Origin of the sequence: Brumimicrobium aurantiacum, from assembly GCF_003402975.1 — a bacterium.
Classification (GTDB): domain Bacteria; phylum Bacteroidota; class Bacteroidia; order Flavobacteriales_D; family Crocinitomicaceae; genus Brumimicrobium; species Brumimicrobium aurantiacum.
In genome coordinates, this window is record NZ_QURB01000001.1 from 107,482 (window position 1) to 132,194 (window position 24,713).

Here is a 24,713-nt window from a genome sequence, read left to right on the forward strand (position 1 = left end):
TTATTAAATACTTCGAAAACAGATGTACCAATGCAACAGTATAATCTTTTAATGCAAAAATTAAAGCCTTTAGATTTCAATTTAGAGGTGTTAGAAATGTTGAGTTTTTTTGTTTCGATTATCCGAAATTTATGCCAAATCCCCAACAATTAGTCTTGATCCTTTATTTATGCATTTTAGAATAAAAGAGAGTACAAAAGAAAAAACCAGAGGAAATTGATCGCTTACGCTCTCATTTTCACTCTGGTTATTGTACCCGGGGCGGGAATCGAACCCGCACTCCCGAAAGAACTGGATTTTGAATCCAGCGCGTCTACCAGTTCCGCCACCCGGGCATATCATTGAGAGTGCAAATTTAAGTAAATAATTATTACAAGCAATAAAACAATGAATTAATTTAAATAAAATAAAGCGTCCCTTTTTAAAGGAACGCTTTTACTTAAAAATATAAGCCTATCTATTTATTGCTTTACAATTTTGAAAGTTTTCCTGCCTTCTTCATTATAAATTCGCAATGAATAAACACCTCTTTCCACATGATCTATATAAATGGTTGCTTCAGAAGCATTTTCCAATGCCTTATTTTCAGACATCACTACTCTACCATTCATATCTAACATCTCTACCTTAAGTGAAGTAGCGTTAGAAGGATTAACAATATTAAGCACATTAGTTGTTGGATTTGGATAAACAGAGATATTCGAGAATTCTTCTAGACCTATAGACAAGAAGTCACAATCATCACTCACAATAACCTCGGCAATTGAAGTATCAGCTGGACACACTCCATTAGAAACAACATAAGTATAATTATAAGAACCTGGGATTACGGGAGCATTAGGTTGAGAACCACTTAATGGGATATTTGAATAATCAAACCACTCTCCTCCTAAATCAACAGAACCATCTAGAATTCCAAAAAGATTTATCGGCTCATTTTGACAAACAGAATCTGATGATGAAATACCGGCAGAAGAAGGACTGTAAACATTAATCGTTGCTACTGTTGTATCATAACACACATATCTCTCAATATAATAAACATCATAAGTTCCTGCTTGTAAATATGTAGCGTTAAAAACAGTATCATTTATTAAATATGCAGGTTGCGATGGGAAAGACCAATAGCCTCCACCATTAGGTTTAGTAATAATATTATCTTCAAGATTTACAGTACTATCTAAGCGACATATATCAAACACTCCATCTTGTCCACCAAGACTAACACAATCATCTAATCTCAATTCGTCGATTAAGATATCATTATAAAAAGCAAAATTATTCGTAACACTTTGATTCACCATAAAGCGCACTTGAACCGTATCATTCATAAAAGCAGATAAATCATAATTTACAAACACCCATTCAGCACTATCACCTCTCAGTGTATCAATCAACGTCCAAGAAGTTCCATCAAACACTTCTACAATCAAAGGTACATTATCCCCTGGCTCATCGGTATTATTGCTAAACCACTCAAATGACAAATAAGGAGTTGTCAATTGAGACAAATCGATCTGGGTTGTCGTTAACATAGTGCTATCATTTTCATAAGAACCATCCGCCCATACATATGAACCTGCTGGCTTACCATTTGCTGCAGCACCATACCCTGGAGTATTATTAAAAAGCCAAACATTATAAGCAGTAGCTCCACCATTCACAGTATTCTCCCAACATTGCGGCGTTTCATTAGTTCCATCAAAACTTTGGTAAAATGGAGCTACAGCAACTCCACAATCAGTAAAAGTTGAATAAGGCCCTTGCCAAAAACTCGAATCACCAGAACCACAATCAGTCAACACATAAAAATCATATTCAGTACTTGGTATTAAGCCAGAAACTAGGTAAGGATTAGTTGCAACAGAAGTTTGCATCCCACTTCCTAGAGAAAATCCAGCTACTCCATATTCTATGACCCATGATGATGAACCATTGTTTTCAGTCCAACCTAATTCCACAGAAGTAGTTGAGACATTAACTGAATCGATATTCGAAACAGGAATACAACTTGGAGGTGCAATAATATCAACGTTATAATCCTCTGTTTCACCATAAGCAACTGATGATGCACATGGGTCAATCCCAGCTCCGTTGGTAGTATAATCCAGTTTAACCCTCATACGTTTCACACCAAGTGCTGTACCAGCAGGAACTGTAAAGTCCACATCATTCAATCCAGAACTTAAACCACTAATTTCGGCAATGATCTCATTTGCTTCAAAAGAATCATTTTCATTATAATCAATCCAAGCCTTTACCGACTCATATTGCGGAGAACCATAAGAAGTCCCAACCGACAACGTATAAGTTAAACCAGCAGACAAATCTGCAACATTCATTGAGGTATTATCAGAATAACCCGCTGTCCCATTACATCCACTGTTCAAATTAGATAAAGTAACAGTCGCTCCTTGCAAATACACATCATTCAAATCATCGCCAAAGCTACACGCTGTGGAATAAGAAGGTGTACAATATTGACCATACATAACAGGACTCAGCCCAAAAAGTATGGTAAACATCATTAAATAATTTTGTAATTTATTTTTCATAAGTATTGTTTTAAAAAATTTGTAGTTGACTATAAATATAATTAATATTTATCAAAAATTAACAATAATTATATTAAACATTAGTATTTAACAAAACAACAGTTAAATCAGAGTTCTAGTTAATTAGAACATACCAAAGATTTGATTTCCGACTAATCATCAGAAATAAGTAGAATTCTTCGTCGTAAAAATTAAGATAAAAAAAAAGCACCTTCAAAATAGAAGGTGCTTTTCTGTTGGTTTAAACTAGTTTCTACTATTGTTTTACAATTTTGAAAGTTCTTTGACCATTATCATTATATATTCTCAAGGTATAAACACCTTTTTCAATTGCTTGGATATTTAAAGTTGTTTTTTTAGAATTATTTAATCCCTTATTCTCAACTAAAACAATTCTTCCGTTCATATCTAACATTTCCACTTTAAGGACACTTGTGCTAGATGGATTATCAATAGATATCACATCAGTCGCAGGATTTGGATAAACCGAAATATCATTCAACTCTTCTGTTCCTACAGACAAGAAATCACAACTTCCATCAGAAGTCAAAACAACAACCGATGTATCAGATGGGCAGAAACCGTTATCCACAATATAAGTATACTGATAACTACCTGGTACATTTGGTGCAATTGGCTGCGAATTTGACAAAGGATTGTTTTGAGGATCATACCAAGTCCCTCCCATATCTACGTTTCCTGACAAAGCAGAAAACAAATTAGAGGGCGTATTCATACATACCGTCATCGATCCATCTTCACCAGCTGAAGAAGGTTGATAAACATTAATTGTGGCGATTGTCGTGTCTGGTACACACAAACCTTCAACAATATACAACACTTCAATCCCTCCTGATGGCAATGAACCAATATTGAATAAAGTATCATCTACAATTAAACTTTGATTTGCTGGGAACTCCCATCTTCCATTGGTGTTAATATTTGAAATAATATTATTTGACAAATCAATCTGACCATCTAACATACACGCATCAAAGGAACCGTCTTGACCAGGTGTTGGAACACACTCTCCAAAACACAAGTCATCAATAAATAATCTCCATCCATCCAAACCTCCTGGAGGAATATGGAATGCAACATAAACTGGACCTGTAAATGATGTCAAATCAATAACTGTATCCAAATAATCTGTATTCGAATATTGTGCTAAGTGCATTAACGTATCTGTAAAATCTGACACATCAGTACCTGTTGTTGATAATAACACTTGAAAATCATTAGGCTCACTTGCACTATAAACACTATAAGCAAACTTCATCGCTTCAATACCAGTTAAGTTTAACTGTGGCGAAACGAGATAGTCATCATTATTCCCATTATTAAAATCAGAATAGAATTCAGCTGCATAAGCTCCTTGATTTGGCTGAGTTGTACCAACAGTCCACATATCACCGTCAGAATTCTCATCCATCACTCTCCAACAACCAATTGATGGAGATAAATTAATATCAAACCCTTCACAGAAACCATTTGCTTCAGAAATACTACAGTTTGTTAAGACTGGGCCTAAAACTGGAGACCAGAAACTTAAGTCTCCTCCTCCACAATCTGCTTGAACATAAAAATCATACTCTGTACTACTCATTAGGCCAGTAATATTATATGGATTCGCTGTAACACCATTGATTTCCGTTCCAGCCCCTGTACCAGGAGTAAATCCAGTAGGACCATATTCAATATTCCAAGTTGTTGCAGTTCCATTTTCTGTCCATGCAAAAGTCACTGAAGTATCAGTCACGTTTGAGGCTTGAACTCCATTTGGAGGAAGACAAGAAGGTGGTTGAACAACTGTTAAAGTCAGGTCTACTGTTGATCCCCATGTAATTTGACCACAAGCAGGTGGATTCGCTCCTGAACCCCATTGACCTCTTACTCTCACCCTGTAATCATCTTGAGGTGTACCTCCAGGTACAGTAACCGAAATCGTATTTGAAGCCGTAGATCCTGCAGCAGAACCTACTAATTCACTTGCATCAAAAACCATATCTTTATTCCAGTCAACCCATACATTAACACCATTTGAACCAGCAGAATAAGTTGTATTTATATCAAAGGTCTGTGCCTCAAAAGTCTCAAAAATCAAAGCGGTTGCATCATCATAACTACCAGCCGGGAAAGATGAAGAAGTATAATTTACATCAACTAAAGCACCAACAGAACTAATATTACTCAAATACTCCGAAGTATATTGAGACGACACATCACAGTAATTCATTTCAAAAGGAGATGACCAAACACTAGTATCACCAACGGCACAAATAGACCTTACATAAAAATCATATTCTGTTCCAGCTGTAATACTTATATTATGTGGATTCGAACTCGTTGTTGGTATTACAGTACCAGAAGCAGAACCTTGCGTGTATCCATGTGGACCATATTCAATCTGCCATTCAGTAGCTGAATTTACTTCCGTCCAAGCTAAATCCAATGTTGTTGAAGTCACATTAGAAACATTTAAGTTTTGTGGTGGTAAACAAGAAGGCGAATTAATTATTTCCAAGGTAAAATCTGCTGCAGAACCCCATGATTCAGAACTACAAGGTAACGGATCTGCTGTTGATCCGTAAACTCCACGAACCCTTACACGATAAGTACCAACTGCAACACCAACAGGAATCGTTAATTGTTGTGTCAATAAACCTCCATTACCTGAAATCTCACTAACCATTTCCGTGGCATGATCAAAGGTCATATCATTATTCCAATCCACCCATACACGGACAATATGACCATAAGATGGAGAGTAAACGGTATTTAAATCAAAAGTTAGTGTTTCATAAGCTTGTACAACTTGAGCTGTTTCATCAGAAAAACCACCAGCTGGATAAGCTGAAGAGGTATAATTTACATTAGAGACTGCTCCTACAGTCTCAATTTGAGAAAGTCTTTCGGATGAATAATTATATGTTGGCAGGCAATAGCTCTGCGCACTGACACCTGCACCAAAAGCGCAAGAAGCAAGTAACAACATACCTTTAAGTAGTTTATTTTTCATAAGTATTGAAGTTTTTTAAATAAATAGTGTACCAAATATAAAAATAAAAACAAGGAACAAACACATTTTAATAAAAAAACATTTTGAATTGAATCACAAAAGCACGTTATTTTTTATTTAAAAAACCAAAAATAATTTAACTTATTAACCTATTAAAGCAAAATTCGAATCACTACATTTGACACATAAACTAAAATTACTTTTGAAGAAATAAAGCCAAAAAAAAAGCCTCGACTAAAAGTCGAGGCCCTAAACATTTATATTTTATTTTTTTAGTCTTCAGAGTTTTCAGAAGCTTCTTCTCCTTCTTCTCCTTCTTCCTCGTCATCGTCACCTTCGTCAACAGCACCACGCGCCATTTTCACAGATACGATTACAGCACTACCATTTTCCAATGGCTTTACTCCTGGTATGTTAATATCTCTTACACGAATAGACTGACCAATACGTAATGGTGTAATATCAATATCCACTTCGTTTGGAAGATCTTTGGGAAGACCTTCAACTTTTAATGTACGGAAAATCGTCATTAAACGACCACCATTCAAGACACCTTTCGAACGCCCTGAAATACGTACTGGAATACCAACCTTAACTGGTTTGTCATCACTTAATTCAAGGAAATCAACATGCAATGGCTTGTCTGTAACAGGATGCATTTGTTTTGCTTGAATAATTGCCATTTTCTTTGTACCATCGATGTCTAATTCTACACGATATACATTTGGTGAGAAAATTAATTTTTCGATGTCCACTGAACGAACAGAAAAACAAATTTGTTCTCCAGATCCATAAAGCACACAAGGAACACCACCGTTTCTACGAACAGCTTTAGTATCCTTTTTCCCTACGTTCGCTCTAAGCGAACCGCTCAATTCTACTGCTTTCATTTTGTAATTTTAATTATGATATGATAAAATGTTTACTAATTGATTCATTGTGCACCATCTTTTGGATAATATCTCCAAATAGTGCAGCAATTGAGATTACGCGAATTTTATCGCTCTCCTCTTTTAATGGAATTGTATCAGTTACAATCAACTCCGTAATTTTAGATGCATTGATACGATCATAAGCTGGTCCTGACAATACAGCATGGGTACAGTATGCACGAACACTATTCGCCCCAGCTTCCATCAATAAATCTGCTGCTCTGGTTAGTGTACCTGCGGTATCAATCATGTCATCGACCAACACAACATCCTTTCCTTTTACATCACCGATAACAGTCATTTCAGAAACCACATTGGCTTTCTTTCTTTGTTTATGACAAATACACAAACCAATATCTAATTTCTTCGCGTAAGAGTTTGCTCTTTTTGCTCCTCCTACATCTGGTGCAGCCATAACTACATTTCCAGTTTCAGTCATTTTCTGAATCTCTGGGAAGAATACTGTTGAAGCAAATAAATGATCAACAGGAACTTCAAAGAACCCTTGAATTTGATCGGCATGTAAATCCATAGTCATCAGACGGTCTACACCGGCAGCCATCAACATATTGGCCACTAACTTAGCACCAATTGCAACACGTGGTTTATCTTTACGATCCTGACGGGCCAAACCAAAATAAGGAACAACGGCGATTATTTTTCTAGCAGAAGCTCTTTTCGCTGCATCAACCATCAATAACATCTCCATCAAATTATCAGAAGGAGGAGTCGTTGATTGAACAATAAACACGTCTTTTCCACGCACCGTTTCTTCAAAAGAAGGTTGAAACTCTCCATCACTAAATTCAGAAACAGTCACCTCTCCTAGAGGCACACCGAATTCTTTAGCTATTTGCTCACCCAACTTTTGAGTGGCTCTTCCTGCAAATATTTTTACTTCTTTTGACATCACTTGATTATTTTCAAGGGGACAAAGTTACACAAATAAATTGTCTCAGCAACACCTCTACTAATGAGATATTAAAAAAAACACGTTTTTACTCAATACTATTTATTTCGTTTTCAAAATAAAATCGAAAACGAAGGCTAAATTCAATGTTTTTCATCCTATTCTGGTGAATCAAAGCCTAAACATTTGGAAAAAGAACTCAATAGATTAAATTTGACCTATTACATAAAAATGAATTGAGAGTTATGGCAAAAATGTTAATCAAAAATATTAAAGGACTTTTTCAAGCAGGAGAAGATTTCGATTCTTTTAAGAAAGGAGAAGAAATGAACAATGGCAACATTATTGAAAATGCTTTTTTGGCTATCGAAGACGATAAAATTATTGCTTTTGGTAGCATGGAAGATTGGGGAGGAATTACAGATTGGAGAGATCTAGAAGTAATTGATGCTGAAGGTAAATTTGTTCTTCCGACATTTTGTGATTCACATACACATGCCGTATTTGCTGCTACCAGAGAAGGTGAATTTGAGGACAGAATCAAAGGACTTTCTTATGAAGAGATAGCCTTAAAAGGTGGAGGAATCCTAAACTCTGCTCGCCAATTGCAAAAAATGGATGAAGACACCCTTTTTGAGGAAGCGCTAGAACGCATTCACAATCTAGCAAAATATGGAACAGGAGCCATTGAAATCAAATCTGGATATGGACTTTCAGTTGAAGGCGAATTGAAAATGCTACGTGTGATAAAGCGACTTAAGGAAGCTTCTCCAATGGAAATAAAAGCAACTTTCCTTGGTGCTCATGCCTTCCCTAAAGAGTATAAAGAAAATCAAGAGGGATACATGGACTTAATGATTAATGAAATGTTACCTCAAATTTCGGAAGAAGGATTGGCGGATTATATCGATTGTTTTTGTGAAAGAAATTATTTCACATTAGATCAAATGACGAGATTAATGCAGGAAGGAGCAAAATACAACTTAATCCCTAAGGTTCACGTTAACCAGTTTTCAATTATGGGAGGAATTAAAGCCGCAGTTGATCATGGAGCTTTATCAGTTGACCATCTTGAAGAGTTAAATGATGACGATATAGAAGCTTTAAAAGGAAGTAAAACAATGCCTACCTTTTTACCAGGCTGTTCATTTTTCCTTTCAATTCCTTATGGTAAAGCAAAACAAGTATTGGCGGCAGACTTACCTTTCGCTTTGGCTTCTGATTTCAATCCAGGCTCTGCTCCAAGTGGGAATATGCAATTATTGACATCCATCGCTTGTACAAAAATGAACCTCACTCCTATTGAGACTTTGAACGCTACGACAATTAACACAGCCTATGCAATGGGTATTTCAGAGACTCATGGTACAATTTCTGTAGGAAAGAAGGCTAATATTATGATTACAAAACCAATTTCTAGTTTAGCGAGAATACCTTATTCTTTTGGAGAAAACAATATTGAAACTGTAATATTAAATGGTAAAACATTTTTGACCAGTTCATAATTAATAAAATATACATTAAATAATACTTCTATGCATTATCGCTTAATCCTTCTGTTTCTAACATCTTGTTTTATAGCTTTAGCGCAGCATACTAAAATTGACCGATCGAATTATCAGTTACTATGGGAAATCACGCATGAAGATATGTCTGAAAAGGCATATCTTTTTGGTTCATACCATAGCAATGACAATGATGTATTTGATTTTCCTGATCAATTATATACAGCATTAAACAGAGCTGATGCAATTGTTTTAGAAACAGACATTACAGCATTTATGCTAGATAATTCATTAATCGCCCCAAATATTAGTTATCGAAAATCTTTCCTTCTCGATTGGATTATTCCTGCAAGAGGGGCAGATAAAATTACTTACACCGCCTATGGATCGGATGAAGGTCGACCTCAATTTATTGACATGTATTTTAAGCAAGTGGCCGACAATTGTTACAAATCATTCTATCCTTTAGAATCCATTGAATACCAAATAAAAATTGGTCTCAATAATGAATTGGATCCAAATAGACCGGAAAACATAGAATTGATTTCAAGAAGCGAACTAAAGGAATTGTATAGAGAGGGAAACGCCAAAGACTTACATAAATACACTCGAAACTCAACGTTAGAATATATTGATTTATACAAAGACCTTATTGTAGACAGGAATAAGGTGATGGCAGATGGAATTGATAGTATCATTCTAAAACACAATACTACATTTATAGCTGTTGGGGCTTCACACTTACTGGGTCCAAAAGGTATTGTTCCACTTCTTCGTGAAAAAGGATTTACTGTTCAGCTACCCGAAATCACATTTTCAGATAAAAAAAGCGAAGCTGAGCAATCACTTGACGAATGTAGCGAATACATTTATCAAGACGAACGTTACGATTTTAAAATAAAGTTCAGTGGAAAACCAGCAATTAAGGAACTAGACAATGCTGATCGACTCATACAATATAAGGAATTGGGTCAAGGAAACACCTATTCGGTTACTGTTTACAACTACGGAATCGAAGTTGATATTGATGAATACATTACCAAATACTTTTCAAATCCGAATATTAACCTAGTTCACTTTGACACTATTGCATATCCCAATCAGTTGAAAGCATATCAAGGCCTAATTACTCATGAAGATGGAACCACAGAATGGTTACGTGTTTTTAAAAGAGAAAATATACTTTATACTTTGGCGGCAAATGGTGGACATCGGTTTATGAATTCAAATCGGTACTTGAATTTCTTCAACGGTTTTGAATTTACTAACAAGAATACAGGTATATCGTTAACTGAAGAAGTTAAAAGCAAATCTGAAACAATGCTTTTAAAGTTTCCTGAAGGATATTACACAGAAGAAAAAATATTAGAATATGACAATGTCTGGGAAGCTAAGTGGTTCAACCCTGATAATCAGGAGTTTTTATATGCCTATGAAAGTATTATGAGTGATAATTCTATTAGTTACACAAATGAAAACTTCGGGAGTTATATTTTAAACAGATACCACAAAGACAGTGTTGAACTTATCGATCAAGGACACCAAAAAGGCGCATATTTGCACAAATCATACATTGCTCAATCCAATGGAAAAAAAATTTATGGAAAGATTCGTAAAGCGGGGAACCTAATGCAATTTATAGAGTACACTGGAAATGATTTAACACGAAAAGATAAATTCCTAAGTCAAATCGACACTTTCCAAGCATTTTCACCTGTTAAAAATGAAGAACCACTTTTGATTGGAGAGCATTTTGAAACGGTATTGGAACGTGATAGCTTCAAATTGGAAGTTTTAGAACTCAAAAACCATGAATATCGCACAACAAAAAACTATACATATACAGACTCTAGAACGAGCATTGCTTATCACATTTTACTGAAGGAATTTGAAAATTGGGCCTTTTCTGAAAAAGCTATGCGAACACTATTAAAGGATCAAATAAAATGGCCTGACAGTTCTTCGAATCATGAAATCGACACTACATTCTACCTCAAAGGCAATAGTCCATTTATGGAGTTCAGTATTTATTATCCAGATGCAGAAAATAGGTTTAAAGGAAAAGTAATGGTCAATGGAAAGTCTATCATTATTGCAAATATCACTTATCCACAAATCGCTGAAAAAACACACAAATCAATACAATTCTTAGATGCTCTTCAACCAATAGGAGAGCAACAGGTTACAATTCACAAGAAGAACATTCCATTATTAAAAAACGAAACCATGATTAATGGTGGAGGTGCACTTGAGGATTTATTAATGGAAGGCCACATTAGTGACTCAACTATTGACAACATTATCGATTGGCCAGAGAATTTTTGGAGCAGCTTCGATCAAGACGGTTTACTCCTATCTTCTTTAGTTAATGCTAAAAACTGGGAAAATAATCCACATGAATTAATCAAATTATGGAGGGATAAATCAACGAATGAGAACACTTATTTAACCATCCTCACTTTGTACAAACTGCAAGAATTGAAACGGGCCAAAGACTATATGGAAGTCATCAAAGAATCCAACGTCCTCAACAATGAAAACATCAATTTGTACAAACTATTGGCTGTTTCGCAAAATAATAATACCTTCTTAAAAGATGTTTGGCCTGTTTATGCTGAAATTTTGGAAGACAGTTTAGCTTGGGACATTAGTTTTATAATTCCAGAGTTAATGCAAGATGAATTCTTTGAGGAATATTTTACGAGTCCTGGATTCGTGACTGCGGTTACAAAAGACGCTCAACCTCCTTGGGCTGCATTCAGGTATTTTGAAATCATGCATGAATTTGGAATAGAAAAGGAGTTATTTCTGGATATGCTTGAACAATGGGGTAGCAATACAAATGACCACAAATTAGGAACAATAGCAGCATGGCATACCATATATAATGAAAGGATCAAAAGAAAAACAAAGCGATTAATAAAGAAGGATGCAGCAATTGCAATTTCCTATTCTAAAGTTATGGCTGTTTCAGAAAACGCAGTATATGACCTTTTAAGCTTTGAACAAATGATTGGATATTTGGCTTTCGATCATTATCGAGATGCTTATTTTGACAAAGACAAAACCTTACGTTATATAGAAAACAAAACAATTGTTGGAGATAAATCAACTGAGACATTTGCAGTTTACGAGGTCATCGAAAATGGTAAGACTTACTACATGGCAAAGGAACTACCCAAAGACAAGAAACTCCCTTCCTATGGTGGATTTGGAAATAAAACCTATTTCATCTATGGAAGTACAACTTATCAACCAGAACAAATTGAACTAAAATTAATCAACACAATTAACAATAGAGAAGATTAATAAATTGTCAATAACTATTCGCTTATTTGTAAAAATTCATTTGATCTATGTAATGGTAAACAGGCTCAGTTAGAATATAACGAACATCCTTTTTATCTTTTATGGCTTGTCGCACAAAGCTGGAACTCACTTTCATCACTGGAGCGTCGTCACACATAATGACATTCTTGTGATTTTGAAGCTCATTTTCTGGTAAAGAACCTATTTGTTCAACTTCTTGTTCCTCTTGAACGGTCAATACTCGTGGATAAACATATAGTTTATGATTTTCAAGGATGTTTTCGAAGTTTTTCCATTTATGAAGGGTCCTTAAATTATCCTCCCCCATAATCAAATGAAAGTTGTTTTTTGGATGTTTATCTTTCAAATAAGCGAGCGTATCAGAAGTGTAAGAAGGACGAGGCATATTGAACTCGATATCACTTTCACGAAGATTTTCGTTATCTTCTATTGCAACACGTACAATTGCCAAACGATGATAATCTTCCAATAATGACTTCTTCTTTTTAAGTGGATTTTGTGGTGATACGACCAACCAAACTTCATCTAAATCTGTATAATCGGCCATATAATTCGAAATAATCAAATGACCAATGTGAATAGGATTAAACGTTCCGAAATATAGACCTACATTCATTATTTGATATATTCTTTTATATAATTTTCAACTTCATCAATTGTCAAGTCTAAATTATTATTGATTACCACCTTATCAAACTGATTACTTTTTGACAATTCTTCTTCCGCTTTAGCCAATCTTGTTTTAATTACATCTTCCGTTTCTGTTTGGCGATTTCGTAATCTTTCTTCCAACACTTCAATTGAAGGAGGTTGAATAAAAAAGCTAAGTGCATCTTCTCCGAAATACTTCTTTAAAGCAATTCCACCATAAACATCAACATCAAAAACAACAACTTTGTTCTCTGCCCACAATCTATCAACTTCATGCTTTAATGTTCCATAGAAATGATCTTTGTAAACTTCCTCCCACTCTATAAAAGCATCATCTTCTATTTCTTCCTTAAATCCTTCGATTCCTAAAAAGTAATAATCAACTTTATGAGTTTCATTTACACGAGGTGCTCTCGAACAAGCAGATATAGAAAATGCTAATTCATCCATTCTACCCAATAAAGCACGAACAATAGTTGTTTTTCCAGCTCCTGATGGTGCTGAAAAAATAACACATTTACCCCTTTGTTTTTGATCGTTTGCCATAACTAATTACAAGGTGTTTAATACTTGTTCTTTAATTTTTTCGAGGTAGTCTTTCATTTCTACTACATTTTTTTGCAAATCTGCATGGTAGGATTTACTTCCTAGTGTATTGATTTCTCGACCAATTTCTTGAGAGATAAAACCTAGTTTTTTTCCCATCGCACCTTCAGCAGCCATTGTTGTTCTAAAATAATCTAAATGATGTTGCAAACGTGTTTTCTCTTCAGAAACATCTAGTTTTTCAATGTAATAAATCAACTCTTGTTCAAAGCGATTGTCATCCACATTTTCTTGCAATTTCTCAAGTCCTTTGCGCATTCTTTCACGGATGATTTCAATGCGCAACTCTTCATATTTAGGGACTTCCAACAATAGATTTTCTATTCTATCAATCGAAGTATTAAAATCATCAACCAACGACTTTCCTTCCTCTTCTCTAAATTGCGTAATGTTTTTTAAAGCTTCTACAATCAGCTTTTGCAATTCTTTCCATTCCTCATCGGTAACTTCTGACTCTTTAGTTTGAAGCACTTCTGGCATACGCATGATGCTTGCAACATAGTCTTTAGGTTCCTCTCCAACAGCATCTGCAAGTGTTTTCATTTGCATGAAATAAGCTTTCGCTAATTCTTGATTAACACTCACTTTCGTATCTCCACCAATCACTTCTTCAGTGATGACACATTCAATTTTACCACGTTCAAGCTCCTTTCCAATTTGTTTTCTAATTGGTAATTCATAGGATTTATACGTACCTGGTAACTTAAGGTAAATATCTATACCTTTACTGTTGAGGGCGCGCATTTCTACGGTAACTTTCTTATTAAAAAAAGTTCCAAACGCTTTCCCGTAACCTGTCATTGATTGCAACATAGCTAATTCTTTCAGCAAAAGTAGAAAATTGACGTGAATTAGCACAGTTTTAGGAGGAAATAAAGTAAAATCTAGTCCTTGATTGATTGAATTATTCAAATAAACAGTATATTTAAAAACGTCTTAAAACGCATTAAATATTGTACGAAAATATACGAAAAACGCTTGCATTCTACGGAATTGAATGTAATCAATCATACTATCTTACGTTTGAGAGTCCATTAAAAGACTCCCCTCTAAAAACCTTACCCATAGATTTTTATGCTTTTTGCATTTGTACAGAAGGTGAAATTGAAGTAGAAATTAATCAGAATACATTTTTAATGAAGGAAAATGATTTCATTTTTGCTATTCCATCTACAACTATTCGTTTCAAAAGGTCTAGTCGCGATTTCAAGATGAATATCTTATTTTTTGAAAAGAATTATTTAATCAAAAATTTAGCAAATCCATTTATTATTGAAAAAACGGTTATGCTAAATCGAGATACTTATACCATTATTCGAGGAAATCAAAAAACATCTATTTTCTTAACAGGCTTCCTAAATAATATTGATTCAAAAAGAAATGAAAAAGGGAGGTATAAAGATGAAATCATACGCACAATGATTATTCATTTAATATTAGAAATCGCAGAACTTTCTCATTCTAACATGAATGAGTCTAGCAAAGAAAATCCTAATATTTCTGATGTATATATTCAGTTTAAATCCTTGGTAGTCGACCACATTTTAGAAAATAAAACGGTTCAATTTTATGCTCAGAAACTCAATGTTTCTAATAAATATTTAATTGAAATTGTGAAAAAAGCTTCCAACAAAACACCGCATGATATAATCAATGAAATACTAATTAAAGAAGCCTACGTTTTATTGGGAAATACCACTCTTTCTATTTCTCAAATCGCCTATCAACTTCACTTTAACTCTGTATCTTCCTTTGGTCGATTTTTTAAAAAACATACATCATTCTCTCCCTCAGCATATAGATTGATGGAAAATCTTAAACATTGAAAATTTAAGTACACTAATACTGAATTTCGGGATATAAAGAAGTCTCTTATTGGTTATACATTTGGTATATAATTAAAAACTAATAAGATGGACTATAAAAATATCACAATAGCCGGAAGTGGAGTACTTGGATATCAAGTAGCATTTCAAGTGGCTACACATGGATTCAAAGTGACTGTTTATGACATTAACGATGATGTATTAGAAAAAGCAAAACAGAAATTTGATGTGCTAAGCGCGGCCTACAAGGAGGATTTAGGAACAACAGATGAAGAACTCGCAAAAACCTTTGAGAATTTGAGCTATACTTCAAATTTAGAAGAAGCGATGAAAGATGCTGATTTAATGATCGAATCAGTTCCTGAGAATCCAGAAATTAAAACAGAGTTTTACACAAAACTGGGAAAAGTATCTCCAGAAAAAACAATTTTCGCAACGAATTCTTCGACAATGATACCGAGTCAATTCGCTGAAGCAACAGGAAGACCTGAGAAATTCTTGGCACTTCATTTTGCAAACAGTATTTGGAAAAACAACACCGCTGAAATTATGGGGCATGCTGGAACAGATCCAAAAGTCTTTGATGATGTTGTAGAATTTGCAAAAGCAATAGGAATGTTGGCTTTACCATTAACGAAAGAACAACCGGGGTATATCATTAACTCTATTTTAGTTCCTTTCTTTAATTCAGCGACAGATTTATTGATTAATGGAGTTGCTGATCCACACACTATTGACAAAACATGGATGAAAGCGACAGGTTCTCCAAATGGTCCTTTTGCAATGCTAGATGTGGTTGGTTTAACAACTATGTACAATGTTACCCAAATGGCAGCACAAAAAACAAAAGATCCTTTAAAAATTAAAAAGGCACAATACATTAAAGAAAATTTTATTGATCAAAACAAATTAGGTGTCTCTACTGGGGAAGGCTTTTATAAATACCCGAATCCAGCATACAAGGATGAAGACTTTTTGAAATAAGTCGTAGCCTAAAAACAGAATTGCCTCAACAGATTAAGTTCTTGAATCGATCATTGAAGAACTTAATCTGCTGAGGCTTTTTTTTCAATCTTTCGACCTAAGCTCATAAAAAATAACTACGAATATCTCCATCCATATGCTGTAAGTCAGAACTCACTGTGGCTATAACATTTTTTAAAACATCTTAATTTATTTTTAGATAAAGACCATTGTGGTCTGATTAGCTTTGTAACAACAAACATTTACAAACTTTAAAAGACAAATTACAATGGAAAATTTAAACAACAAAAGAGTCGCAATTTTAGTAACAGACGGATTTGAACAATCGGAATTTACAGCACCCAAAAAGGCTGTTGAAAATGCTGGCGCAACAGTTGATGTTGTGAGTCTAAACAGCGGAACAATTAAGTCTTGGAATGACGGAAATTGGGGCGAAGAATACCAAGTTGACAAAACATTAGATGAAGTTTCTGTTTCAGATTACAATTCATTGATTTTACCAGGAGGAGTTATCAATCCAGATTTATTAAGAAACAACAGCCAAGCGGTTGATTTCGTTAAAGGCTTTGTGGAAGCAGAAAAACCAGTGTCAGCAATCTGTCATGGTCCATGGTTATTGGCTGAGGCAGGAGTTCTCGAAGGAAGAAAAATCACATCATACTCCAGTATTAAAACAGATATGATCAATGCAGGTGCAAACTGGGTAGATGAAGAAGTCGTAGTTGACAGTGGATTAACAACATCAAGAAACCCAAATGATTTACCCGCATTTTGCGATAAAATCGTAGAGGAAATTGCCGAAGGTAAACACGAAGAAATGTCTGAATCTGTTTAACAAAAATTCAACACCAACAAATAAATACATATAACTGAATGGAATCTGTTTCTATTTCTTTTAGACAAGTTATAGAAGCAGATTCTTTTCGATTTGGACTAAAAATTATTCAAACAAATTTCAAAAAATAACACATTATGGAAAATCAAAAACAAAGCGTATTAGTAGCAGGAGCAAACGGAACAACAGGAAGAATCGTTATTGAATTATTAAAAAAATCTGACAAATATGAACCCGTGGCTCTCGTTAGACAACAAGACCAACAAAAAAGCTTCGAGCAATACAATGTTTCTACAATTCTAGGAGATTTAGAAAGTGATTTATCTGACACAATTAAAAATGTCGACAAAGCAATTTTTGCTGCTGGATCAGGCGGTAAAAAAGTGAAAGCTGTTGATCAAGAAGGAGCAAAACATTTCACTGATGTTGTAAAAAGTGCAGGAGCAAAGAAAATAGTAATGTTGAGTTCTATGGGAGCCGACAATCCTTCTCAAGCACCCGATTTACAAGAGTATTTAGAAGCAAAGAAAAATGCAGACGAGTATTTAAGGTCGAGTGGTGTAAATTACAGTATCGTGAGACCTGGAGCGCTTACCGACAAAAATGGAGATAACAAAATTGAACTTCAGGAGAAAATTGGAAAACATGGCGAAATTCCAAGAGCAGACGTAGCCAAAACATTGGTTGAATCACTTGATGACAATGTAAAAAGCAATAAAACTTTTGAAATCATTTCTGGAGAGGTGGAAATTGAAGAGGCTTTGAAGAGTGCATAATCCTTGTTTAATTTTATAAGAATTGGCCAGCAATTAATTTTGCTGGCTATTTTATTTCCCTCTCAAAACATTGATTTTTAAACATTAAGCTATTCCCCTCCATATGATAATAAGATTTGTATATTTACAAAACACTATAAAATAACCAAGCGATGAAGTATTTATTAAAGTTTATTGGAATAGCCTTGTTAATTTTCACATTTGCATTTTCAGGTGTAAATGATAGAATTATTGTTTTAGATATAGGACATGGAGAGAAAGATACAGGAGCTAAACACGACCATATTAATGAAAAAGATGTTGTTTTCAATATTGCTAAGAAAATCAAGGAACTTCATAAAAGTAAACACACTAAAATCGTTTTAACACGTGATTCTGATGCCTTTGTTACACTTGAAGAAAGAGCTGAAATGATCAATAAAATTAATCCTGAATTTGTAATTTCATTACACGCCAACTGGCATTCAGATAAAAACAAAAAAGGAACAGAAATTTACATCAGCAATAACAATACAGAAATTGAAAAATCTCAAGAATTAGCTAAGAATATTTCCGATAGTTTTGGAAACAAAAATATTACAATCAAAAATGCTAATTTCAACATTCTAACAAAAGTAAATTCGCCTAGTGCATTAATTGAATTAGGGTTTCTCACCAATGATGAAGAAAGAAAATTGCTAACTAGCGAGAAAGGTCAACTAGAATTTGCGAATGCAATTTTAAGATTGCTTAAAGATTAATCCAATCTTCCTTTCACAGCATTTTCTACAGTTTCTTCAAGTGAATAAAATGAATAATTTAATTCATCTTTTACTTTTTGATTACTGTATTTTATGGTGTTAAAAGCATTATTAGCGGCTGATTTTGTAATTAAAGGTTTTGAAAAAGTTATTGCTGCCCAAAACACAGATAATCGCCAAGTGATCCCCATTAAAATAGGATGTACTTGCTTTGAAGGTGGTTTTTGACCTAAGTGTTTTGATATCAATTCAAATAGATTTTTAAAACTAGAATTTGCTCCAATACACAAATAACGCTGATTGAAAATATTACGATTCATCAATTCTACCATGATGTTGGCTACGTCTCTGGCATCAACAAATGAATTGGCTCCAGGAGAATAAAATTGAAGTCCCTTACTCACCGTTTTGAAAATTTTCATTGAACTTTCTGACCAGTCACCTGCTCCAAAGATTACAGAAGGATTCACAATAACGGCATTTAGCCCTTCTTCAATACCACGCCAGACTTCTTTTTCTGCGCTATATTTTGTTACTGAATAACCGCTTGTTTCATCGGTGAGTACCCACTTTCCATTTTCATCTACTTCTTGTTCTTCTGGAATATCTTTATTTCCTACAGCAGCTGTTGAACTCACAAAACAGAATTTTTCCACACCAAATTCAAGGGCTAAATTGACCATATTTTCAGTTCCATAACGGTTAATCTCCATCATGTGAACAAAATCTCTTCTGGCAAATGATACAATTGCAGCACAGTGATATATAATCTTGTGACCTTTTACAATTTCGCTTAGTTCTGGAACATTCAACACATCACATGCTACCCAATTAATACGTTTAAAGAATTCTTTTCCTTCGGATTTAAGGTAATAATCAAAACATTTTTCTACTGTTTTAATCTTAGAGGCATTTCTATAAATTGCTGTTATTTTCTCATGTTGCTGTGCTAATTTCACCAACAAATGACTTCCCAACAATCCCGTTCCTCCAGTTACAAATACCATGTTTCAAAAATAAAGATGTTTTTTGATTTTAAGCGAATAATTATTTATTCTATCCAATCATGCGAATAGTTTTGTGATAATAAATGAAGAGCTTATAGCATAAAGCCTATTGCTTAAAACTATAAACCAAGCTCAATCTGTGGATCCCAAAAATGTGCTTTAAAGTTGACAATTTTATCATCTACTACCTTAATCCCTTCTTTTTCGAGACGCTCTTGCATGGCTTCTGGCGGAACAAAGTGCATTTTACCTGTTAGTACACCATTTCGATTGACAACACGATGCGCTGGAATATCTTTTTCTCTATGCGAAGCATTCATTGCCCAACCTACCATCCTACTAGACTTTGCTGTACCTAATGCTTTGGCGATACTCCCATAAGAAGTTACACGACCTTCAGGAATTAACTTTGTAATTTCAAAAACCCGTTGAAAAAAGTCTTTTGTTTCACTGCTTATCGTGTCGAAGTTTTTCATTTGTGCATAGTTAAATATTCGTTTGCATCCTTCACCGAATACTTTCGGCTTTCTTACTGCTTCTCTTTCTCACACTAAAAATAAAGAATGGGTTTGAGAATGAAAGCCTAGAAAGAAGTTTTAATTCACCCTAAACTTACAGTACTTAATAACAGAACCTTTCTTGGTAAATAACTCTTCGTAGTGTGTTTTGATTTTCAATATCTCCTGACTTGCTTCGGGTAATTTATGCAAATCATTATACACATCCCAAGATAAGAATTCACAATCATAGTTGTGTTCTTCGATTTGCTCCTCTGTTGATTCAAAAAGCACATCGCTATCTGTTTTAAGATGAACAATTCCACCAGGCTTTAAAATTTTACGGTAGCGATCAATAAAAACTTTCGAAGTCAAGCGTTTATTTGGTTTGTTGGGTTGTGGGTCAGAAAATGTTAACCAAATTTCATCTACTTCATTTTGTTCGAAATAATAGTCAATAAAATCTACCTTAGTACGTATGAAAATAATATTATCCAAACCTTCATCCTCTGCTTGTTTTGCCCCGACGTAGATTCTATTTCCTTTGATATCTACAGCTACGAAGTTCTGGTTAGGATATTTACGTGCCAATCCAACGGCATACTCTCCTTTTCCACAACCGAGTTCAAGAACAATTGGATTATCATTCTTAAAAAAACGAGAATGCCAATTCCCTTTGTAATCAATTTCGTTATTGAGTGTTTGATCTAAAGATGGTTCCAACACATGGTCCATTTTAGAAATTTCACTGAATTTAAAAAGCTTATTCTTCCCCATTATTTATTAACTTGGTGGCACAAAAATAGAAATCTTCTTCCTTAAGTGCATAACACTCACATAAAATCTATAAAAGATTCTCGCATTTTATTGAGTCCACTCAACTGGGGCTTGGGTCACGTTACCCGAACCATTCCAATAATCAAAACCCTTTTGGCCCAAAACAACGAAGTTATCATTTGTTGCGATACACAGCAAGAGGATTTTTACCGTAAATATTTCCCTCAACTTTGGTACATTCCTTTTGAGGGTTATCCATTCAAATTTCAAGGCAAAGGCAATTGGACTTTTGATATCTTACGCAACTTTAGTTCATTATTTTTATACTTAAAAGAAGAAAAAAACAGGGTCAATGATCTCGTAGAGAAATTTAATCCCGACCTCATCATTTCTGACCAGAGATTTGGGTTCTTATCTCGAAAAGTGAAAAGTATAATCATAACACATCAAATTAATCTGCCCGTTCCAAAATGGAATTTTATTGGAAAGTTGTGGAACAAGTCATTATTATCAAAGTTTGATCAAATTTGGGTTCCAGATAATCAAGAGCAAGGCTTAAGTGGTCAACTCAGTAATGGATTAACCCGAAAGAAAAAGTATATTGGACCTTGTTCTAGATTCGAGCAAAAACACCCAAACGAAGTTCAAGAGCACAAATACGATTCACTATATATTATTAGTGGACCTAATCCTTATAATTCGCATTTACTTGAACTTGTTTTAAAAAAGGAAGAGCGTTTAAAAGGGAAATCTGCCATAATTCTACCTGAAACATTAAAGATAGAACAACTAGAAAGTTCAAATTTGGATATTTATTCTGATCTAAATCATGATGATTTTTCAAACCTCATCAATTCAAGCAAACAAGTGATAAGTCGCGCTGGTTATTCCACCATCATGGATTTAATCGCTTTAAAAAAAGAAGCTATTCTAATTCCCACACCAGGACAAGTAGAGCAAATCTATCTTTCTAAGCACCATAATAGCAACAGTTTATGGACTTTTATGACAGAGGATGAATTCATTGATTAGCTTGCTTTTTAGCGTAGTACTTTACGAATCAGGTGAGATAAAAGTTTCTTTCGATGCTGAATCTCACAACAATTCATTAATCCAATTAGGAAAGCAATGGTTATAAAGCTGTGGAGTTTATTTTAAAGCCGTGGTCTTATGTCGCCACGCTGTGGCTGTAAAAAAACATTAAGTTTTTTTTATTAACATTCCACCCACGCTGTGGGTTGTAGGGCTCTAACAACAACACTAGTTAAAGCTTTTTAGATCCGTTTACTTGTTAAGTAACTACAGTTTTTTTTATACTCCTAAAATCACCACAGCGTGGTGAAATGATATTAAAAAAAGATAAAACCAAGAACGATGAAGCCACAGCGTGGCGACACATAAGAAAGGTCTTCACAAGAAATGCTTAAGACACTTATTAAATTGTTTCCTATCAATTTTAAATAAATTTCACTACAGACATACGATACTTCTATGGCATCTCGTTTAAATTGCATAATTTAGCTCCATAATATTATGCGCATCTATAAATACATATTTCTTATTGTTGTTGTTCTGTTTTTAGGATGCAACAAAAACAGCAATCACCCTGTTCCTTATTATTCATTCGACGAGAATGTCAATTTGACTTTACCTGCCTATTCACCATTGCAGGGAGTTGGAGGTTGGGCCTATGTTTCAAGTATTGGTTCAAAAGGTGTAGTGGTTTATAGACAAAGTATGAATAATTTTGTGGCATTTGATAGACATTCCCCAGCAAATGGAAGTTTAGAATGTGAAACTGGACTAGAAGTAGACGAAGATAACTTCTTGATTTTAAACGACCCATGTTCAGATGCACAGTTTTCGTTGTATGATGGCTCCATTATTGGAGGAGATACAGAATGGGGTTTACGTTCTTATATGGTAGAATATTATGGAGGTCAATACATTCGTATTTACAATCCTTAATGTCATTGATTTCTTTTATCCAGCAATCAGTCTTAATGTTCTCATTATTGGTGCTACTATGTTGTACTTCAGCATTTGTATTTGGTCAAACAAAAAATGTACTTTTCATCGGAAATAGTTTTACGATGAATAACCAAATGCCAAAAAAGTTAGAGCAAATGGCTAGTCGTGAAGGAGAGTCGCTTTATACTGAGCAAGTCACAGTTGGAGGAAAAGGTTGGGACTTTCATGCAAGAAATAGTCAAACATACACCACTATAAAAAACGAGCCGTGGGACTATGTTGTTTTACAAGCCATGAGCTTTGAGCCACTTTATCCTGAACATGTTTTACAACAGAACACCATCAAAAATGGTCAAATAATAATCGATAGTATACGTCATTATCATCCGGATGTAAAAATCATGTTGTTCATGACTTGGGGTTACAAAGAAGGCATATATATTGATTATGAATATCAAACCATAGACTATGCTGAAATGCAATCACGATTACAAAGACAGTATATGCGTTTTGGAGAATTATATTGTTCAGCCATTGCGCCAATAGGTAAAGTTTGGGAAAAGACCAGAAGTTTATATCCAGATTACAATCTATATTCAGACGATAACTATCACCAAAGTGAATTGGGTTCTTATTTAATTGCCTCTACATTTTACAGTATGATTTATGACAAAAGTCTTCAAGACTTCACTCAAATTCCTTTCCGAAATGTAGCTGAATCACAAGCGAGAAACATAAACTCCATTGTTAGAGAAGTCTTACTTTATCCAGGACAAGACTGGGGACGAAATTTTTGGCTAGATGAAAGCGAAGTAAAATTACATACATCCCAAAGATTGAGTCGACACTTCTTCAGGTTATAAGTTACTCCTCTACTTTTGTATTGGATTTCTTCTTTAAGTTAGACTTTTTCATACGAATATTGATAATCTCCACACCTAAAGAAAAAGCAATGGCAAAATAAAGGTATCCTTTTGGAATTACACCGACTTCATTATTAAATACAACAGCATGTGAAACATGAGCAGATTCTGTGATCAATAAAAAGGCAATTAAAATTAGGAACGCCAGTCCTAAAATCTGCATACTTGGATGTCTCTCAATGACTTCTCTAATCTTATTGGCAAAAGCAATCATAACAATAATTGAAATTATAACGGCCGTAATCATTAAAATTAAGGTATAGTTCGAATTACTATGTAATCCACTGGTCATTCCTACAGCAGTTAATATTGAATCAATAGAAAACACCAGATCAATAATCAATATTTGAAGTAAAACGTCTTTCAGTGTTTTTGGTTTAGACTCTTTCAGTTTTTCTTCTTTATTGGTTTCTAGTTTTTCCATTATTTCTGTTGTACTCTTATACAACAAAAAGAGACCTCCAAGCATTAAGATCAGACTTTGAACGTTTAATTCAAATGAAATCCATGAACTTTCAACCACCCAAAAAGGAGTTTTCAATTTGGTGAGATAAGAAACAAAGAATAGTAAAATAACACGCTGAACCAAAGCGAGTAAAAGCCCAATATTAGTTGCCTTCTTGCGTTGTTCTTGAGGTAATTTCCCCGCGCTAATAGAAATGAATAGAATGTTATCTATTCCTAAGATAATTTCTAAAAAAGTTAAGGTTAACAATGCCATCAAAGCATCTCCACTCAATAAAAAGTCTATCATGTTAGTTGTTTTTCATATCTAATAATGGAATAAAACTAATCAACTTAATTGAGTTTTGAAGGGATAAGTTGAAATAATTGGAGATCAAATAAATTTTCATTGCTTCTAAGAAGAT

21 protein-coding genes and 1 tRNA gene are annotated in these 24,713 nt (G+C 34.3%); 10 read left to right on the forward strand and 12 right to left on the reverse strand.

The window, feature by feature from the left end:
- Positions 1-253: 253 nt before the first annotated feature.
- The 5 genes from DXU93_RS00565 to DXU93_RS00585 form a co-directional block, all read right to left on the reverse strand.
- Positions 254-335: transfer RNA gene (locus DXU93_RS00565), tRNA-Leu, on the reverse strand.
- A gap of 126 nt (positions 336-461) precedes the next feature.
- Positions 462-2,555 carry a GEVED domain-containing protein gene (locus tag DXU93_RS00570; protein WP_116879297.1) on the reverse strand — a complete coding sequence of 698 codons (2,094 nt, stop codon included), beginning with the start codon at positions 2,553-2,555 and terminating at the stop codon, positions 462-464.
- Positions 2,556-2,811: 256 nt separating this feature from the next.
- Positions 2,812-5,574, reverse strand: a complete 2,763-nt coding sequence (locus tag DXU93_RS00575) for a GEVED domain-containing protein (protein ID WP_116879298.1) — start codon at positions 5,572-5,574, stop codon at positions 2,812-2,814.
- 272 nt (positions 5,575-5,846) lie between these two features.
- The gene (locus DXU93_RS00580; RefSeq protein WP_116879299.1) at positions 5,847-6,464 is read right to left on the reverse strand and encodes a 50S ribosomal protein L25; all 618 of its coding nucleotides are present in this window, start codon (positions 6,462-6,464) and stop codon (positions 5,847-5,849) included.
- Between the two features lie 13 nt (positions 6,465-6,477).
- Entirely contained in the window at positions 6,478-7,416 is a 939-nt protein-coding gene (locus DXU93_RS00585; protein ID WP_116879300.1) for a ribose-phosphate diphosphokinase, read from the reverse strand.
- Positions 7,417-7,661: 245 nt separating this feature from the next.
- Here DXU93_RS00585 and hutI point away from each other — a divergent pair, with 245 nt between their 5' ends.
- Together hutI and DXU93_RS00595 are read left to right on the forward strand one after the other, a co-directional pair.
- Positions 7,662-8,921: an imidazolonepropionase gene (gene hutI, locus DXU93_RS00590; protein ID WP_116879301.1), complete on the forward strand. Its 1,260-nt coding sequence runs from the start codon at positions 7,662-7,664 to the stop codon at positions 8,919-8,921.
- A gap of 30 nt (positions 8,922-8,951) precedes the next feature.
- Positions 8,952-12,230 (forward strand): TraB/GumN family protein, encoded by a 3,279-nt coding sequence (locus tag DXU93_RS00595; protein ID WP_116879302.1) that lies wholly within the window; start codon positions 8,952-8,954, stop codon positions 12,228-12,230.
- 22 nt (positions 12,231-12,252) lie between these two features.
- Here the strand turns inward: DXU93_RS00595 and nadD are convergent, their stop codons facing one another.
- Genes nadD through DXU93_RS00610 form a run of 3 tightly spaced genes read right to left on the reverse strand, consistent with a single transcriptional unit; the run spans position 12,253 to position 14,420 of the window.
- Positions 12,253-12,867, reverse strand: a complete 615-nt coding sequence (gene nadD, locus DXU93_RS00600; RefSeq protein ID WP_116879303.1) for a nicotinate (nicotinamide) nucleotide adenylyltransferase — start codon at positions 12,865-12,867, stop codon at positions 12,253-12,255.
- Entirely contained in the window at positions 12,867-13,448 is a 582-nt protein-coding gene (gene gmk / locus DXU93_RS00605) for a guanylate kinase (protein ID WP_116879304.1), read from the reverse strand. Before gmk ends, nadD begins: the two co-directional genes overlap by 1 nt.
- A 6-nt stretch (positions 13,449-13,454) precedes the next feature.
- The gene (locus DXU93_RS00610; RefSeq protein ID WP_240623397.1) at positions 13,455-14,420 is read right to left on the reverse strand and encodes a YicC/YloC family endoribonuclease; all 966 of its coding nucleotides are present in this window, start codon (positions 14,418-14,420) and stop codon (positions 13,455-13,457) included.
- A 41-nt stretch (positions 14,421-14,461) separates the two neighbouring features.
- On the opposite strand from DXU93_RS00610, the gene DXU93_RS00615 reads away from it, so the two are divergent.
- The 5 genes from DXU93_RS00615 to DXU93_RS00635 all read left to right on the forward strand — a co-directional run bounded on the left by DXU93_RS00615 (position 14,462) and on the right by DXU93_RS00635 (position 18,669).
- Positions 14,462-15,334 (forward strand): helix-turn-helix domain-containing protein, encoded by an 873-nt coding sequence (locus DXU93_RS00615; RefSeq protein WP_116879306.1) that lies wholly within the window; start codon positions 14,462-14,464, stop codon positions 15,332-15,334.
- 87 nt (positions 15,335-15,421) lie between these two features.
- Complete coding sequence (locus DXU93_RS00620) at positions 15,422-16,318, forward strand: 3-hydroxyacyl-CoA dehydrogenase (protein ID WP_116879307.1); 897 nt, start codon at positions 15,422-15,424, stop codon at positions 16,316-16,318.
- Positions 16,319-16,586: 268 nt separating this feature from the next.
- Positions 16,587-17,153, forward strand: a complete 567-nt coding sequence (locus DXU93_RS00625; protein ID WP_116879308.1) for a type 1 glutamine amidotransferase domain-containing protein — start codon at positions 16,587-16,589, stop codon at positions 17,151-17,153.
- Positions 17,154-17,290: 137 nt separating this feature from the next.
- Positions 17,291-17,929 (forward strand): SDR family oxidoreductase, encoded by a 639-nt coding sequence (locus DXU93_RS00630; RefSeq protein WP_116879309.1) that lies wholly within the window; start codon positions 17,291-17,293, stop codon positions 17,927-17,929.
- Positions 17,930-18,081: 152 nt separating this feature from the next.
- A complete protein-coding gene (locus tag DXU93_RS00635) occupies positions 18,082-18,669 on the forward strand; it encodes an N-acetylmuramoyl-L-alanine amidase family protein (protein ID WP_116879310.1) in 588 nt (195 codons plus the stop codon).
- Here DXU93_RS00635 and DXU93_RS00640 read toward each other — a convergent pair.
- From DXU93_RS00640 to trmB, 3 genes are all read right to left on the reverse strand, one after another.
- Entirely contained in the window at positions 18,666-19,676 is a 1,011-nt protein-coding gene (locus tag DXU93_RS00640; protein WP_116879311.1) for an NAD-dependent epimerase/dehydratase family protein, read from the reverse strand. The genes DXU93_RS00635 and DXU93_RS00640 overlap by 4 nt on opposite strands.
- 119 nt (positions 19,677-19,795) lie before the next feature.
- Positions 19,796-20,152 (reverse strand): MGMT family protein, encoded by a 357-nt coding sequence (locus tag DXU93_RS00645; protein ID WP_116879312.1) that lies wholly within the window; start codon positions 20,150-20,152, stop codon positions 19,796-19,798.
- 120 nt (positions 20,153-20,272) lie between these two features.
- Positions 20,273-20,950 carry a tRNA (guanosine(46)-N7)-methyltransferase TrmB gene (trmB, locus tag DXU93_RS00650; protein ID WP_116879313.1) on the reverse strand — a complete coding sequence of 226 codons (678 nt, stop codon included), beginning with the start codon at positions 20,948-20,950 and terminating at the stop codon, positions 20,273-20,275.
- Positions 20,951-20,995: 45 nt separating this feature from the next.
- On the opposite strand from trmB, the gene DXU93_RS00655 reads away from it, so the two are divergent.
- The 3 genes from DXU93_RS00655 (at position 20,996) to DXU93_RS00665 (ending at position 23,784) form a co-directional block, all read left to right on the forward strand.
- Complete coding sequence (locus tag DXU93_RS00655) at positions 20,996-21,982, forward strand: glycosyltransferase (RefSeq protein ID WP_116879314.1); 987 nt, start codon at positions 20,996-20,998, stop codon at positions 21,980-21,982.
- 501 nt (positions 21,983-22,483) lie between these two features.
- Entirely contained in the window at positions 22,484-22,918 is a 435-nt protein-coding gene (locus DXU93_RS00660) for a Rieske (2Fe-2S) protein (RefSeq protein WP_116879315.1), read from the forward strand.
- Positions 22,918-23,784: a DUF4886 domain-containing protein gene (locus DXU93_RS00665; protein ID WP_116879316.1), complete on the forward strand. Its 867-nt coding sequence runs from the start codon at positions 22,918-22,920 to the stop codon at positions 23,782-23,784. Before DXU93_RS00660 ends, DXU93_RS00665 begins: the two co-directional genes overlap by 1 nt.
- Position 23,785: 1 nt before the next feature.
- Here the strand turns inward: DXU93_RS00665 and DXU93_RS00670 are convergent, their stop codons facing one another.
- The gene (locus DXU93_RS00670) at positions 23,786-24,598 is read right to left on the reverse strand and encodes a TerC family protein (protein WP_116879317.1); all 813 of its coding nucleotides are present in this window, start codon (positions 24,596-24,598) and stop codon (positions 23,786-23,788) included.
- Positions 24,599-24,713: the final 115 nt, after the last annotated feature.

Coding starts and splice junctions, on each gene's coding strand:
- hutI (WP_116879301.1), top strand. CDS start 7,662: ATGGCAAAAATGTTAATCAAAAATATTAAAGGACTTTTTCAAGCAGGA.
- DXU93_RS00665 (WP_116879316.1), top strand. CDS start 22,918: ATGTCATTGATTTCTTTTATCCAGCAATCAGTCTTAATGTTCTCATTA.
- DXU93_RS00670 (WP_116879317.1), bottom strand. CDS start 24,598: ATGATAGACTTTTTATTGAGTGGAGATGCTTTGATGGCATTGTTAACC.
- DXU93_RS00620 (WP_116879307.1), top strand. CDS start 15,422: ATGGACTATAAAAATATCACAATAGCCGGAAGTGGAGTACTTGGATAT.
- DXU93_RS00625 (WP_116879308.1), top strand. CDS start 16,587: ATGGAAAATTTAAACAACAAAAGAGTCGCAATTTTAGTAACAGACGGA.
- DXU93_RS00640 (WP_116879311.1), bottom strand. CDS start 19,676: ATGGTATTTGTAACTGGAGGAACGGGATTGTTGGGAAGTCATTTGTTG.
- DXU93_RS00635 (WP_116879310.1), top strand. CDS start 18,082: ATGAAGTATTTATTAAAGTTTATTGGAATAGCCTTGTTAATTTTCACA.
- DXU93_RS00575 (WP_116879298.1), bottom strand. CDS start 5,574: ATGAAAAATAAACTACTTAAAGGTATGTTGTTACTTGCTTCTTGCGCT.
- gmk (WP_116879304.1), bottom strand. CDS start 13,448: ATGGCAAACGATCAAAAACAAAGGGGTAAATGTGTTATTTTTTCAGCA.
- nadD (WP_116879303.1), bottom strand. CDS start 12,867: ATGAATGTAGGTCTATATTTCGGAACGTTTAATCCTATTCACATTGGT.
- DXU93_RS00630 (WP_116879309.1), top strand. CDS start 17,291: ATGGAAAATCAAAAACAAAGCGTATTAGTAGCAGGAGCAAACGGAACA.
- DXU93_RS00570 (WP_116879297.1), bottom strand. CDS start 2,555: ATGAAAAATAAATTACAAAATTATTTAATGATGTTTACCATACTTTTT.
- DXU93_RS00580 (WP_116879299.1), bottom strand. CDS start 6,464: ATGAAAGCAGTAGAATTGAGCGGTTCGCTTAGAGCGAACGTAGGGAAA.
- DXU93_RS00645 (WP_116879312.1), bottom strand. CDS start 20,152: ATGAAAAACTTCGACACGATAAGCAGTGAAACAAAAGACTTTTTTCAA.
- DXU93_RS00660 (WP_116879315.1), top strand. CDS start 22,484: ATGCGCATCTATAAATACATATTTCTTATTGTTGTTGTTCTGTTTTTA.
- DXU93_RS00595 (WP_116879302.1), top strand. CDS start 8,952: ATGCATTATCGCTTAATCCTTCTGTTTCTAACATCTTGTTTTATAGCT.
- trmB (WP_116879313.1), bottom strand. CDS start 20,950: ATGGGGAAGAATAAGCTTTTTAAATTCAGTGAAATTTCTAAAATGGAC.
- DXU93_RS00585 (WP_116879300.1), bottom strand. CDS start 7,416: ATGTCAAAAGAAGTAAAAATATTTGCAGGAAGAGCCACTCAAAAGTTG.